Source organism: Pararhodonellum marinum (genome assembly GCF_015354735.1).
Lineage (GTDB): Bacteria > Bacteroidota > Bacteroidia > Cytophagales > Cyclobacteriaceae > Pararhodonellum > Pararhodonellum marinum.
Genome location: NZ_JACEFJ010000006.1, coordinates 129,610 through 143,843, shown reverse-complemented (window position 1 = coordinate 143,843; position 14,234 = coordinate 129,610). Strand labels below are relative to the sequence as shown.

13 protein-coding genes are annotated in these 14,234 nt (G+C 43.8%); 9 read left to right on the top strand and 4 right to left on the bottom strand.

Going from position 1 to position 14,234, the window contains the following annotated elements:
* Positions 1–31: 31 nt before the first annotated feature.
* A complete protein-coding gene (locus tag H1A14_RS13020) occupies positions 32–223 on the top strand; it encodes a hypothetical protein (protein WP_194776703.1) in 192 nt (63 codons plus the stop codon).
* Positions 224–292: 69 nt separating this feature from the next.
* Here the strand turns inward: H1A14_RS13020 and queG are convergent, their stop codons facing one another.
* Both queG and ruvB read right to left on the bottom strand, forming a co-directional pair.
* Entirely contained in the window at positions 293–1,231 is a 939-nt protein-coding gene (gene queG, locus H1A14_RS13015; RefSeq protein WP_194776702.1) for a tRNA epoxyqueuosine(34) reductase QueG, read from the bottom strand.
* Between the two features lie 41 nt (positions 1,232–1,272).
* Positions 1,273–2,310 carry a Holliday junction branch migration DNA helicase RuvB gene (gene ruvB, locus H1A14_RS13010; RefSeq protein ID WP_194776701.1) on the bottom strand — a complete coding sequence of 346 codons (1,038 nt, stop codon included), beginning with the start codon at positions 2,308–2,310 and terminating at the stop codon, positions 1,273–1,275.
* 129 nt (positions 2,311–2,439) lie between these two features.
* On the opposite strand from ruvB, the gene H1A14_RS13005 reads away from it, so the two are divergent.
* The 7 genes from H1A14_RS13005 (at position 2,440) to H1A14_RS12975 (ending at position 11,401) form a co-directional block, all read left to right on the top strand.
* The gene (locus H1A14_RS13005; RefSeq protein WP_194776700.1) at positions 2,440–3,507 is read left to right on the top strand and encodes an FAD:protein FMN transferase; all 1,068 of its coding nucleotides are present in this window, start codon (positions 2,440–2,442) and stop codon (positions 3,505–3,507) included.
* 128 nt (positions 3,508–3,635) lie between these two features.
* The gene (locus H1A14_RS13000; protein WP_194776699.1) at positions 3,636–4,373 is read left to right on the top strand and encodes a ZIP family metal transporter; all 738 of its coding nucleotides are present in this window, start codon (positions 3,636–3,638) and stop codon (positions 4,371–4,373) included.
* A gap of 166 nt (positions 4,374–4,539) precedes the next feature.
* Positions 4,540–4,797 (top strand): DUF4212 domain-containing protein, encoded by a 258-nt coding sequence (locus H1A14_RS12995; protein WP_194776698.1) that lies wholly within the window; start codon positions 4,540–4,542, stop codon positions 4,795–4,797.
* Positions 4,798–4,820: 23 nt separating this feature from the next.
* Entirely contained in the window at positions 4,821–6,524 is a 1,704-nt protein-coding gene (locus tag H1A14_RS12990) for a sodium:solute symporter family protein (protein WP_194776697.1), read from the top strand.
* A 341-nt stretch (positions 6,525–6,865) separates the two neighbouring features.
* Positions 6,866–8,758, top strand: a complete 1,893-nt coding sequence (acs, locus tag H1A14_RS12985; protein ID WP_194776696.1) for an acetate--CoA ligase — start codon at positions 6,866–6,868, stop codon at positions 8,756–8,758.
* A gap of 19 nt (positions 8,759–8,777) precedes the next feature.
* Complete coding sequence (locus tag H1A14_RS12980; RefSeq protein ID WP_194776695.1) at positions 8,778–10,724, top strand: DUF294 nucleotidyltransferase-like domain-containing protein; 1,947 nt, start codon at positions 8,778–8,780, stop codon at positions 10,722–10,724.
* Between the two features lie 2 nt (positions 10,725–10,726).
* Positions 10,727–11,401, top strand: coding sequence for a 3'-5' exonuclease (locus H1A14_RS12975; RefSeq protein ID WP_194776694.1), 675 nt, complete (start codon positions 10,727–10,729; stop codon positions 11,399–11,401).
* A 124-nt stretch (positions 11,402–11,525) separates the two neighbouring features.
* Here H1A14_RS12975 and H1A14_RS12970 read toward each other — a convergent pair whose 3' ends face one another.
* Both H1A14_RS12970 and H1A14_RS12965 read right to left on the bottom strand, forming a co-directional pair.
* Positions 11,526–12,287 (bottom strand): SDR family NAD(P)-dependent oxidoreductase, encoded by a 762-nt coding sequence (locus H1A14_RS12970; RefSeq protein WP_194776693.1) that lies wholly within the window; start codon positions 12,285–12,287, stop codon positions 11,526–11,528.
* Between the two features lie 2 nt (positions 12,288–12,289).
* The gene (locus tag H1A14_RS12965; protein WP_194776692.1) at positions 12,290–13,678 is read right to left on the bottom strand and encodes a DUF4403 family protein; all 1,389 of its coding nucleotides are present in this window, start codon (positions 13,676–13,678) and stop codon (positions 12,290–12,292) included.
* A 166-nt stretch (positions 13,679–13,844) separates the two neighbouring features.
* Here H1A14_RS12965 and ytxJ point away from each other — a divergent pair, with 166 nt between their 5' ends.
* On the top strand, positions 13,845–14,180 hold the full coding sequence (gene ytxJ / locus H1A14_RS12960) for a bacillithiol system redox-active protein YtxJ (RefSeq protein WP_194776691.1): 336 nt from the start codon (positions 13,845–13,847) through the stop codon (positions 14,178–14,180).
* Positions 14,181–14,234 lie beyond the last annotated feature (54 nt).

The following is a 14,234-nucleotide window of genomic DNA, read 5'->3' as shown; positions in this document are numbered from 1 at the left end:
ATTTATTGTTAAACTTTAAAAACCCTAAATCATGATAGAATATGTTAAGACCATCTTGATGAAAGTTAGTTTTGACGGAAGGCTCTTCGAGAAAGAGTTGCGCAAAGGGTTGAATCTCCTGGTTCCGGCTGAGATTCAGGAATTCAAAGAATGGTGTTACAAGACTTTTTCAAAAATTTATGAACCAGTGCTCAACAAATACTTTGTAAAGCTCGCAGTATAATACAAGAACCCCGAAGCCTCGGGGTTTTTTTATAAGCAACAATTCATTTTTTAAAGACCCCAATATTGTCTACTCTCCTTTGTTGAATTTGATATTTCGTCTTAGCCCTTCAAACTTGCTTCTTTTTACCGCAGAATGCTGAAAAACCTTATCAAAGGTTTCTTTGGTCAGCTCTTCCCAATCTTTGTTCTTAAAATTTTCCAGTTCTGGGTGGGGTAAGAACCCCGATTCCTGATGGGGCTTTGAAAACCGGTTCCAAGGACATACGTCCTGACAGATGTCACATCCGAATACCCAGTTTTCAAATTTTCCTTTCATCTCTGAAGGAAGGGCATCTTTGAGCTCTATGGTAAAATAAGAGATGCACTTAGAAGCATCTACTACCTGATTGGCGACAATAGCATCAGTGGGACAGGCATCCAAGCATCGCGTGCAGGTTCCGCAATAGTCTTTCGTGATCGGAGCATCAGGACTGACTTCCAGATCAATGATCAGTTCAGCAAGAAAAAAGAAGCTGCCTATTTTTGGATTTAGCAAAAGGCTGTTTTTTCCCAACCAACCCAAACCTGACCGTTGTGCCCATTGCCGCTCCATCACGGGAGCTGAGTCCACAAAAGCCCTTCCTGCAATTTCCCCAATGCTTTCCCTCAAAGCCTCCAAAAAACGCTTCAGCTTATCTTTAATCACAAAATGATAATCATCCCCATAGGCATATTTGGCCAATTTGTAATCAGAAGAAGACTCGGGTAATTTGTTTTTAGGGTAATAATTATAAACCAAACTGACCACTGTCTTGGCTCCATCCACCAAGAGGGTAGGATCAAGCCTTTTGTCGAAGTGATTGGCCATGTAGGCCATTTTGCCTTGGTAGTTTCGATTAAGCCATGCTTCAAGCCGGGGGGCTTCCTCTTCCAGAAACTCGGCTTTGGCAATGCCGCAAAGCTCAAATCCCAGTGCCTTGGCCTGGGCTTTGATGATCTGGGCATATTTTGCTGAATTTAAGTGCAATTAGATAAGGTAATGGTGGGGAGAAATAAGGTTTGAACCGCTTAGGAACCAAATAGACTTCCTGTACCTGCTCCAAAATTGGGTTTGATATTGAGGTGATTGAAGGCCATTTCAGTGGCCATTCTTCCCCTTGCTGTCCTTTTGATATATCCTTCCTGAATCAGGAAAGGCTCGTAAACCTCTTCGATGGTCTCTGCTTCTTCCCCACAAGCCGTGGCAATGGTGCTCAGGCCTACGGGGCCACCTTTAAACTTATCTATGATGGTCATCAGGATCCGGTTGTCCATTTCATCAAGACCGTTTTCATCTACATCCAAAGCATTCAAAGCAAATTTGGAGATGGCCAGGTCTATCTGACCGTTTCCCTTGATTTCTGCGAAGTCCCGCGTTCGTCTCAAGAGCATGTTGGCAATTCTTGGTGTACCCCGGCTTCTGCGTGCGATTTCATAGGCGGCAGGCTCCAGAATCGGGGTTTTCAAAATATCCGCTGAACGCAGCACAATGGTGGTGAGAAGTTTTGCATCATAGTATTCCAGTCTTGCGTTGATCCCAAAACGGGCCCTCAAAGGAGAGGTAAGGAGACCCGACCGGGTAGTGGCTCCGACCAGGGTGAAAGGATTGAGAGAAATCTGAACCGATCGGGCATTGGGTCCGGAATCCAGCATAATATCAATCCGATAATCTTCCATGGCCGAATAAAGATATTCTTCCACGACCGGATTGAGCCGGTGAATTTCATCGATAAAAAGCACATCCCCATCCTCGAGATTGGTCAAAAGCCCAGCTAGATCTGAGGGTTTGTCCAAGACTGGTCCAGAGGTAATCTTGATTTCTGAATCCAGTTCATTGGCAATGATGTGACTCAAAGTGGTCTTGCCGAGTCCCGGAGGGCCATGCAGTAGTACATGGTCCAAAGGTTCACCCCTGCGTTTGGCCGCTTGGACGAAAATTTTCAGGTTTTCCACTATTTTAAACTGCCCTGTAAAATCATCAAAACTAAGCGGTCGCAGGGCTTTTTCTACCTCCCTGTCCGAGTCGCTCAACCTCTCGTTTTCCCCACTTAAATAATCTTCTCTCATGATGTACTTTTTCGACGCTTACAAATATAGAAAAATCTTTCCCCCTTCAGACATGTTCCATTTCTTTAAAAGCGGTTCTGCCATCAAATAAAAAAATATGAATTAACTTTCGGAAAAATCGAATTCCCTATGCGTCCAAATGCCAGAAAAAACATCATTTATTCGATCATTCTATTGATCATCGTTTTTATGGTTTACCTATATCGGCAAAATCAAAAACCCCAGGAAACTGTGGAGGTGGTGCCCGATACCAAGATTTCATTTTCTGGGTCTACCATGGGCACTTCCTACAATGTTGTTTATCTGGATGAGAAAAGGAGGAATTTTAAGTCATCTGTCGATTCTCTTCTGGTTGAATTGAACAAGTCATTGTCCACCTACATACCAAATTCCGAAATAAGCCGGTTCAATCAACAGGATAGTTTGGTGTATGCTTCCCCCTTTTTCTTTCCTGTCTTGGAAAAAAGCCGAGACATTTATCAATGGTCTGAAGGGGCTTTTGATCCCACTGTTGGGCCTTTGGTCAATTTATGGGGTTTTGGTCCTGAGGGGCCGGAGAAAAAAGAGGATGCCTCTGTCTATGAGCGACTTAGACTGGTAGGGTTTGACCAATTGGAATTTGACCAAAAAGTTGTCCGCAAAAACAGACAAGGTCTTTACTTAGATTTCAGTGCCATTGCCAAAGGCTATGGAGTAGATTTGGTGGCAGAATTTCTGAAGCAAAAAGGCATCGCAAACATGTTGGTGGAAATCGGAGGTGAATTGGTGGGCAGAGGAGTCAATGACAAAGGTGAAATCTGGAAAGTGGGCATCAATCAGCCTGATGAAGGAGCATTGAGAAATGACCTTTATGCCATTCTTGCTTTGGACAACAAAGGAATGGCCACTTCCGGAAATTACAGGAATTTCTATGAAAAGGACGGAAAGAAGTATTCCCATACGATAGATCCTGCTACCGGTTATCCGGTTCAGCACGAGTTGCTCAGTGCGACTGTTTTGGCCAAAGATTGCATGACCGCAGATGCCATAGCCACCGCCGTGATGGTGATGGGGAAAGAAAAAGCCATTCAGCTCAGGGAAAAAAATCCCGATTTCGATCTTTTCCTAATCTACACCGGAGAAAGTGGAGACCTGGAGTTCTATGCCAATGAGGAGATTAAGCCTTATTTATCTAATTTGCCCAGCCCAAACCAGTAATTCAAAGCACTTAAATCAACGATCCCAATAACAATCCGGTCAAATTCAGCTTATTTAGTAGGATTGTGCCACTCTATAATCAAACAATCAAGGGATAGGCTTATCTTTAGAGCCAAATAATCAACTTCATGCTCACCAATTTTCTGATTTTGTTTTTTTCAGCGTTCCTGGCAGGGCTATTGGCTTATTTTACGCCATCCTGGGAGGAAAAAAACTTCAAACTGGTATTGGTTTTTGCGGGCTCTTATCTTTTTTCCATCACAGTACTGCATATTCTTCCTGAACTTTTTGCCAATCCCAACCATGCCTATTACATGGGACTTTACGTGCTTCTGGGATTTTTATTGCAACAGGTGCTTGAATTTATGTCCTCGGGCATAGAGCATGGCCATATCCACCACCATCAGGGCAGCAGCATCAAAAACTCCGTTTGGACTTTGATGATTGGCTTGTTTTTGCATGCTTTTCTGGAGGGGACTTTGTTGTCTCAGCAACCCAACCTCTCTGGACACCAACACGGTTCAGAGACCCTTTTGATGGGAATAGTCATCCATAAAGCCCCAGCAGCTTTTGCCCTAGTCACCGTATTGTTGTTGAGCCTTAATAAGAAAATGGTATTCTTTCTCTTGGTTGTATTTGCTTTGGCTTCCCCGGCAGGTATGTTAACCAGCAATTTGCTGTATCAAAATGCCATCATCGATCAAGGGGTCATTCAGGTATTGTTCGGGTTGGTAGCCGGTGGGTTCCTCCACATATCGACCACCATATTTTTCGAAAGTAGTCCACACCATAAGTTTCAGCTCAACAAGTTGTTGATCAGCGTTTTGGCAGCTGGTTTAGCGATTTTATCAGAGTATGTGATTTAATGAAAATCATTTCCGCTCCTTTTTAGATCGAGTTTTATTTTTAAAATTCCAAAGTGAATTTTGTATAAATCCTTTTTTGAAATTAGACAATTTGGCTGCTTAGGTTTAAAAATTGCCAAAATTGGCCTTAACTTGTGTTGCTGAAATCAATAAAAAAACCCTCAACATGGAAAACAATAAATTGAAGGCTTATTGGAGACAAAACTTAAAAATACTTCTGATACTCTTATCGATCTGGTTTATAGTATCTTTTGGGTTTGGGATACTTTTGGTCGAACAGCTCAATCAAATTAAAATCGGAGGGTTTAAACTTGGCTTTTGGTTTGCCCAACAAGGTTCCATCTTCGCTTTTGTGATATTGATTTTCGTGTATGTGTTCTTAATGAATAGATTGGATCGGAAATTTGATGTCAATGAATCCTGATTTTTTCAACACCTGATCTTTCTATGGATATTTTAACCTGGACCTACGTATTGGTAGGCTTGTCTTTCGCCCTGTACATAGGTATTGCCATTTATACCCGGGCGGGATCTACCAAAGAATTTTACATCGCAGGAAGTGGTGTTTCACCCTTGGCGAATGGCATGGCCACAGCAGCTGACTGGATGTCCGCCGCCTCTTTTATTTCCATGGCTGGCATTATAGCTTTCTCAGGATACGATGGTTCTGTGTACTTGATGGGTTGGACCGGTGGCTATGTATTATTGGCGCTGTTGCTGGCTCCATACCTAAGAAAATTCGGCAAGTTCACGGTTCCTGATTTTGTAGGAGATAGATATTACTCCAACAAGGCCAGAGTGGTGGCGGTCATTTGTGCCTTATTCATTTCCTTCACCTATGTAGCAGGGCAAATGAGGGGAGTAGGGATTGTTTTTTCCAGATACCTGGAGGTAGACATCAATACCGGTGTGATCATCGGCATGTGCATTGTCTTTTTTTACGCGGTCATGGGGGGGATGAAAGGAATTACTTATACACAGGTTGCCCAATATTGCGTATTGATATTTGCCTATATGGTACCAGCCATATTTGTGTCCATGCAGTTGACAGGTAATCCGATTCCGCAGTTGGGATTAGGGGACACGCTTTCTGATGGAACCTACCTGCTGGATAAATTGGATGGTGTTTTGGTAGATCTGGGTTTCAATGCCTACACTGCAGGAAGGAAGAGCACCATGGACATGTTGGCCATCACCTTGGCCTTGATGGTCGGTACAGCTGGGTTACCCCATGTGATTGTCCGGTTCTTCACCGTGCCCCGCGTCAAGGACGCCAGATTATCCGCGGGTTTTGCTTTGGTTTTCATCGCCATTCTTTATTCCACCGCACCTGCAGTAGCTGTTTTTGGCATATACAATTCCATTGAAACTGTGGCTGGTCAACGCGTAAAAGAACTTCCCGAATGGGTGGCAAACTGGGAAAAAACAAATCTGATCATCATAGAGGATAAAAATCAGGATGGTGTCGTGCAGTTTACTCCGGATATAGAGACCAATGAATTGATCATTGATAAAGACATCATGGTACTGGCCAATCCTGAGATAGCCCGCTTACCAAACTGGGTGGTGGGATTGGTGGCAGCTGGAGGCATGGCGGCTGCCCTTTCCACGGCGGCTGGCTTGCTGTTGGTGATTTCCACCTCGGTATCCAGAGATCTTTTTCGAACCTTCAAACCCTCCATGACAGAAAAAAGAGAATTGCTTATTGCAAGGATCTCGGCTGCAGGAGCAGTGATTTTGGCAGGATACTTTGGCGTAAATCCACCTGGTTTTGTGGCTGAGGTGGTAGCTTTTGCTTTTGGACTTGCGGCGGCTTCTTTTTTCCCTGTGATCATCATGGGGATCTTTTCCACGAGGATCAACAAAGAAGGGGCCATAGCCGGGATGGTTTCTGGACTTGTTTTTACACTTGCGTATATCACCTATTTTAAATTTGGAGTCAACCTTTTCGGTTTATCCCCAAGTGCGGTTGCTGCAGATCATTGGTGGTTTGGGATCTCTCCAGAAGGAATAGGAAGCATAGGCATGCTCATTAATTTCGTGGTATGTTATGTAGTATCCAAATTTACCCCTCCTCCTCCGCAAAAGGTTCAGGATTTGATACAGGACATCCGGATCCCTCGTGGGGCAGGTCAGGCCATAGATCATTGACAGGGTATGGCAGGCTGGAAAGGATAAAAAATGCCTTCGATGGAAATTATTCATATGTCCCATCAAATCCTTGATTTGCCCTTACCTGTTGATATTCAGTTGCAAATAATGGGAAACTCTTGATTTTCCTAGCCAAGCCTTTAAAGACCTTTGGGATACCACTGCGAAAGATGTTCAGAAATTGGTAATTTTAAAGAAGCTTAAACCAAAATTCTAAGTATGGGGTGTTATCTTAAATGTCATTTCCAATAGAAATGAAGCATCAGTCACTTGAACTACTTAACCTTAACCAAACATACTACCTTTAAATCAATTAACTTAACCCATAAAAAAAAATTGTCATGAGTGATAGGTTACATACCCTCAGCGGTTATTTTCATGAGTATCAAAAAAGTGTCACAGAACCTGAAAAATTCTGGGCACGAATAGCGGATTCTTTTCATTGGCAAAAAAGGTGGGATAAAGTGTTGGAATGGAATTTTGATGGACCGGATGTCAAATGGTTTATCAACGGAAAATTAAACATTACCGAGAATATCCTTGAACGGCACCTCTACACCATAGGAGACAGACCTGCCATCATCTGGGAACCCAATGATCCCGAAGAAGAAAGCCGGACGCTTACTTACCGGGAATTGTACCATGAAGTCTGTCGCTTTTCCAATGCATTAAAGGCTAAGGGAATTGGCAAAGGAGATAAAGTGATCATTTACATGCCAATGGTACCCGAAGCCGCTGTGGCGATGTTGGCTTGCGCTAGGATTGGTGCGGTACATTCCGTGGTTTTTGCGGGCTTCTCCAGCAATGCCCTTTCTGACCGGATTTTGGACTGCGGAGCCAAAGCGGTTTTGACTTCGGATGGCAATTTCAGAGGAACCAAGAAAATTGAAATCAAAAAAGTAGTGGACGAGGCCTTGGAAAGGGCTCCCGTAGAAACGGTCATCGTCTACCAAAGAACCCATCAAGAAGTAGTCATGCAATCAGGCCGCGACCATTGGTGGCATGAAGTCATCGCCGAGGAATCCGATACCAACAAGGCTGAAATCATGGACAGCGAGGACTTGCTTTTCATCCTTTACACCTCTGGCTCCACCGGAAAACCCAAAGGTGTGGTACATACTATCGGAGGTTACATGGTATATACCAAATATTCATTTGAAAATGTATTCCAATACTCTCCTGGAGATGTATATTGGTGTACTGCAGACATTGGCTGGATCACCGGCCACTCTTACATTGTTTATGGACCACTATTGGCCGGCGCCACATCTATCATGTTTGAAGGCGTGCCTACTTATCCAGATGCAGGGAGATTTTGGGCAGTGGTAGAGAAGTATAAGGTGAATCAATTCTATACTGCCCCAACTGCCATCAGGGCTTTACAGGCTTATGGTACTGACCCCATTCAGCCCTATGACCTGAGTTCCCTTAAGGTGCTTGGCTCCGTTGGAGAGCCGATCAATGAAGAGGCGTGGCACTGGTACCACACGCATGTGGGCAAAACCAAGTGTCCCATCGTGGATACCTGGTGGCAAACCGAAACCGGGGGCATCATGGTGTCACCCATTGCGGGTATCACCCCAACCAAGCCGGCATATGCTACACTTCCATTACCCGGAGTACAGCTCTGTATTGTCGATCCGGAAGGGAATGAACTTACTGGTAATTCTGTGGAAGGCAACCTGTGTATCAGATTTCCTTGGCCTTCCATGATCAGAACCACTTACGGAGACCATGAGCGTTGCAAGCAAACCTATTTTTCCACCTACAAAGGGATGTACTTTACCGGAGACGGTGTAAAAAGGGATCATGACGGGTATTATCGTATTTTGGGCAGAGTGGATGATGTGATCAATGTATCCGGCCACAGAATGGGTACTGCGGAAGTGGAAAATGCCATCAATGAACATCCTTTGGTGATAGAATCAGCAGTAGTGGGATATCCCCATGAAGTCAAAGGACAGGGAATCTATGCCTACGTGATCTGCGAAATGAAAAACAGAACCGAAGAAAACCTGACCAATGAAATCAAAGATACGGTCACCAAAATCATAGGGCCCATCGCGAAGCCAGACAAAATACAAATCGTGCCCGGACTACCCAAGACCCGTTCGGGAAAAATCATGCGTAGAATCCTGAGAAAAGTAGCCGAAGGAAACTTAGACAGCATGGGTGATACTTCCACGCTTTTGGATCCGGAGGTAGTCAGCCAAATCATAGAAGGCAGGAAATAATTTCCCGCAATATCCCACCATGGCCAATGTCATTGTCAATAGGGTAAAGGAATTTCTTAGGAGATTTCCTCCCTTCAGCTTCCTTTCAGAACCCTTGCTGCTTTCGGTAGCAAGGGAGGTTGAGGTGCAGTTTTATGCCAAGGGGGATTTCTTGTTCCACAAGGATGATTTGCCCAGAAAACATTTTTTTATTGTTAAAGAAGGCTCTATCCATCTCACGGAGAAACGCGAGGGAAAATCAGTTGTTCTTGAGTTTTGTGATGAAGGAGATGTATTTGGGGTATTGGCTTTGCTGGGGAAAAGGCCATATATTCTGGATGCTTGTGCGGCAGAAGACAGTTTGGTTTACGGTATCCCCGTGTCGGTTTTTGAAAAAATATTAGAAGAAAACCAGCGCGTTAGCCTTTATTTTGCAGCAGGATTTGCTTCTGGTCAGGTGGTGGTGAGAACCGATCTTTCTCAATCCCAAAAAGCCCGTAAACTTTTCAGTCTGCCTTCCCAAGACAATGGACTGCTGATATTCACGGGACAGTCTGACCTCAATTATTCCAAAAATGTATTGACTTGTGAAGTTGGCATTTCTGTCGGCGAAGCCGCAAAAATGATGAAGGAAAAGGATGTAAGTTCAATAATCATAACAGATACCAGCAAGTTTCCAATAGGGATCATTACGGACAAAGATATCCGCAACCGGCTGGTGGCCGAAGGTAAAAACTTTGACATTCCAGTGGAAAGCATCATGACCCAACCTGTCATGACCATGCAGGAGAATTCAGGTTTTTCTACCCTGTATCTTGCCATGATCAAAAACCGCCTGCATCACCTGATCATCACAGCAGATGGCACTGACAAGAGTCCCATCACCGGGATACTTTCGGATCATGACATCCTCCTTTCTCAAGGCAATAGTCCCTCAGTAATCATTCATGCCTTATTGAATACCTTGGATGTCAAAGAAATGGCCAAACTCAGGGACAAAGCCGAAATTCTGCTCAGCTATTATTTGGAAAATGAGGTTGCCATGGATTTTGTAGCCAATATCATCTCTGAAATCAATGACCTCATCATCAAAAGGGCCATCTTGATTGCCAAAGAAAAACACGATCCTGCTCATCCTGCGGAAAAGAATACCAAATTCTGTTTCCTCTCCCTTGGCAGTGAAGGTAGGGAAGAACAACTGCTCCGTACCGACTTGGACAATGCTTTGGTTTTTGAGGATGTTCCAACAGAACGCCTAGCGGATGTCAAATCTTATTTTTTACTCCTTGCCGAAGAGGTCATAGAAATCCTGTTGGCCTGTGGTTTCCATCCCTGTCCGGCAGATATGATGGCCAATAACCCAAGATGGTGCCTTCCACTATCCGAATGGAAAGGGCAGTTCAGTAGCTGGATATTGAGTCCCAATCAGGAGGCACTGATGCATGCCACTATCTTTTTTGATTTTCGGGCGATTGCCGGACAAAAAGACCTTGCAGAGGCTTTGTCCTTTCACATCTATGATCAAATCAACGAAAAAAAAATCTTTCTGAATTTCTTTGCCAAAAATGCCTTGCTGAATCCACCTCCTTTGGGTTTTTTCAGAGATTTTATCGTGGAAAAGACAGGGGAACACCGGGATAAATTTGATATCAAACTGAGGGCCATGATGCCATTGGCAGATGCCGCAAGACTCTTGTTACTCAGTCATAGGGTAGTAGGAATCAACAATACCTTCAGAAGGTTTGAAAAGCTGGCCGAACTGGAACCTCAACACGAATCCTTGTTCTTGGAAGCTGGTAAGGCCTATGAGATTTTGATGCGGATGCGCGCACTGGAAGGGTTCAAAAGTCAGGGTTCAGGGCGATACATCGCTCCGGGTAGTCTTGGAAAATTGCAAAGGCAATTGTTGAAAAATACCTTTGCCCCGATAGACGAAATCCAGAAAATCATCCGGGTAAGGTTTCAGGTAGATTATTTACTCAGTTAGGCATGGGTTTTTGGAACCTTTGGAGGCGGGAAATCGGACCCAAGACAGCTTTTGTGTCGGACTATGAAAAGGGCTTTAAAAAGCGAATCCCAAACATAAGAGCCATTGAGCACCTTGATTTTGTGGTGTTGGATACAGAGACCACAGGTTTGAATCCAGCAGAAGACTTTATTGTATCCTTTGGAGCCGTTAAGGTGCGGGGTTATGCCATACAGGTGGAAAGTGCCCTTGAGTATTATTTGGACACTCCGAAAAAAGGGAGGGAAGCCATTAAGGTCCATGAAATCCTGTATCATTATGAGACTTATCCTATAAGGGATTTTGGTAGGGATGTTTTGCAGTATTTGGGCAATTCGATCGTGGTGGGGCACCACATCGGATTTGATGTGGCCATGTTGGAAAAGACCTTTAAACCATTTGGTTTAAGCCGACTCCAAAATCCCATATTGGATACCTTAAACCTTGCTGTAAGACTGGAAAAAGGACCCCATTATGATATCCGAGGGGCAAAGCCAAATGAATACAGCTTGGATTCGATATGCATGCGATACCAAATACCTTTGGATGATAGGCACACTGCCCCTGGAGATGCTTTTCTGACCGCCCAGTTGTTGCTCAAGCTTCTTAAATTGGCTGAAAGCAAAGGAATCAGGGACTTTGAGGCATTGATGCGATAAACAATTTGGGTAGATGATGAAAGGTTTGGCCTTCATTCTTGTACTTGAAGTAAAATTCTCAAAGACTTCAGAATTGAGAATAATCTTGCTGCCAATTTTAATCCTTGTGGCAGAAGCTGAAAATTTAGCTTCTTGCCATAATACCCCCATCTATCGTAAAGACAGACCCTGTGATCCATGAGGCATCTTCGGAGGCCAGGAAAAGCGCCAATTTGGCAACATCTTGGGGTTGACCCAATCTTTTCAATAAAGTGGCCTTTTCTGCATTTTCGAGGGCTTTATCCGGTTCAGGAAAAGCTACTGCTGAGTCATGCAGCAGTGGGGTATCCACTGGCCCGGGGCAGATGCTGTTGACCCTTATATGTGGGGCATAGTCCAAGGCAAGTTGTTTTCCCAAAGCCACTAAGGCAGCTTTAGAGGCGCAATAAGCAGGATGCTCGGGAAAGGATTTGAATGCAGCAATGGAGGCATTGAGGATGACCACACCACGAGTATTTTTCTCCATGACCGGCAAGGCTTGCCTCAGTAGAAAAAATGCCGCATCCACATTGGTCCCAAAGGTTTCTCTCCATGTTTCTTTGTCCAATACCGTCAGTTTCCCCAAGCCCAGCATACCGGCATTACAGACCACACCATCCAGTTTTCCGAATTTCTTTTCTGCTTCCATAACAAGCAATTTATTGTAATCCGGATCATTTACATTTCCTGGAAAATAGAAGGAATGTCCTCCTCTTTTCTGAATGGCCGAGACAAGTTCATTTCCTTTTTCCTCGCTTCGCCCACTGAGCACGAGATGAGCACCTTGGTGGGCAAACTCAAGGGCAATTGCCTTTCCCATGCCACTGCTGGCTCCTGTAATGATAAATGTTTGGTTGTGTAGTTTCATATTCAGAATTGCTTGAGCCTGACATCAAGCTGTCCCGTGGATCGCAGGTAGATCCGAATGTCTTCCTCTGTTGTGTAGATATCCTCTACTTCCAGATCCGGGTTCATCAACCTGAAAGAGGCATAGTCTGTTTCGAAATAGCCCAGCTTCTGCAACTCCCTGCGTGAATCCCTTAGCAGCCCGCCAATAGGATAAACAGACATTTTTCTGATTTGGTTGAGGACCTGCCCCTGCTTCATCCAACTTGCAGTAGAGGCCAATAAGTTTTTGCTGTTGAGGTCAAAATCTATGTCCTCAAAGTATATGGCCTCCATCTCATGGTCAAACTGGGGCTTGCCGACCAGGAATATGTCCCCACTGATGTCTTTTTTGTCCTTTCTGATGGCCCTAAAACCCATTTTGACCAGAGCCCTGTCTCCAAAACTTTGGGATTCAAAGGTGCCTGGGATCAATTTGGTCGATTTGTCCAATGCAAATACCTTACCCTTAAAATTGTCATTTAAATACCTGTCCAGGTCTTTGTAAGACAGGCGCAAGGGCAACACCACATCCACAAAGCTATCCTCCATGTCATTGAAAAATAAGTTGGGAAGAGGGCTTGGTTTGATATCCGGTTTGGAGCCGATTTGGGTAAAAACTTCTCCTTCCAAACCAATGTAAAGTCGGATATGCTGATCGTTGGTGATGACCTCTTTTACCTTGATTTTCTGAGGGATAGTATACACATAGGCTTCGATTCCTTCCTGATCCACTTTGTAAGGTTCTCCATATACTTCCCAGGTTTCTTCCATAAAATGCTTGAAGCTGAGCCTGTTTAAGTTACCTGATAGGATTTCCTTGTTTAGGATTTTCTGTAATTGCCCTCTGATCAAAGGATCGAGATCAATTTCATATCCCAAAAGGTTGTATTTCATGGACCGTCCCCAACTTACGATTTCCAGATTTTTAAGGGAAAGATCCCAATTTTTACCGATTTCTGGCTCAAAACTGATTTCAGGAATCAGTTGCTCATCAAAGGGAATATTGGTACTGATCAGCTGACCAAACACTTTTTTCTCCACTTTTAAAATGCCTTTCAAATCCAAAGGCATTTTGATCAGAAGTTGGTTGTTTTTGGCAGAAAGAGAAACCTCACCTGTCCTTTTTACGCTTAGGTCAGAACTCAAGCCATTGCCAAATGGAAGGCTTTGACCTTCAAAGAGCTGTTCGCTAAGTTCTCTGTTCAAATTGTCCTGAATGTAGATCAAGGGGATATCAAGGGCCACATTGACCCTGGAAGTAGCTTTGGGCAAACTGATGGGATCACCACTGTACTTTGGCTTCTCGGGATTTATTTTCTTACATGCGGAAAGTGCAAGGATCAGAAGGATCAGAAACTGAATGCGTCTCATGGGTAAAGTGATTAATTTACAAGGTTAACGAATCGTAGGGGATAAATGGTGGAAATTTGGGATTTGTTTGGTGAAAGGAGGGTTAATTTTGGTGAAAAAATCTTTTCTTGTTGAAACTTTAGAGATCAAGTCTAGGTTATTAGTTGGATTATTTAAACAAGTAGAAATGAGTTGGAATACCTTGGATCGTTTGGATCAAATTACTGAATTAAAGTTGCTCAGTCAGGAGAAGCCTGTCTTGATATTCAAGCACTCCACCCGATGTTCCATCAGTAGCATGGCCTGGAATAGGCTCAAGAGAAATTGGAAGGATGATGATGCCCATAAGATCCAACCCTTTTTCCTTGATTTGATCAGGTTCAGGGAAATTTCTGATCAGGTGGCACAGGAGTTTCAGGTTTTTCATGAATCCCCGCAGGTTATCCTAATCAAAGGAGGTAAGGCGGTATATAATACCAGTCACTTGGGAATCCAGTACCAAGAAATCATGGATAAAATTTAGAAATACCATTAATAAGATCTTGTTTTTTTAACACCGAAAATAACCATCTAAAAC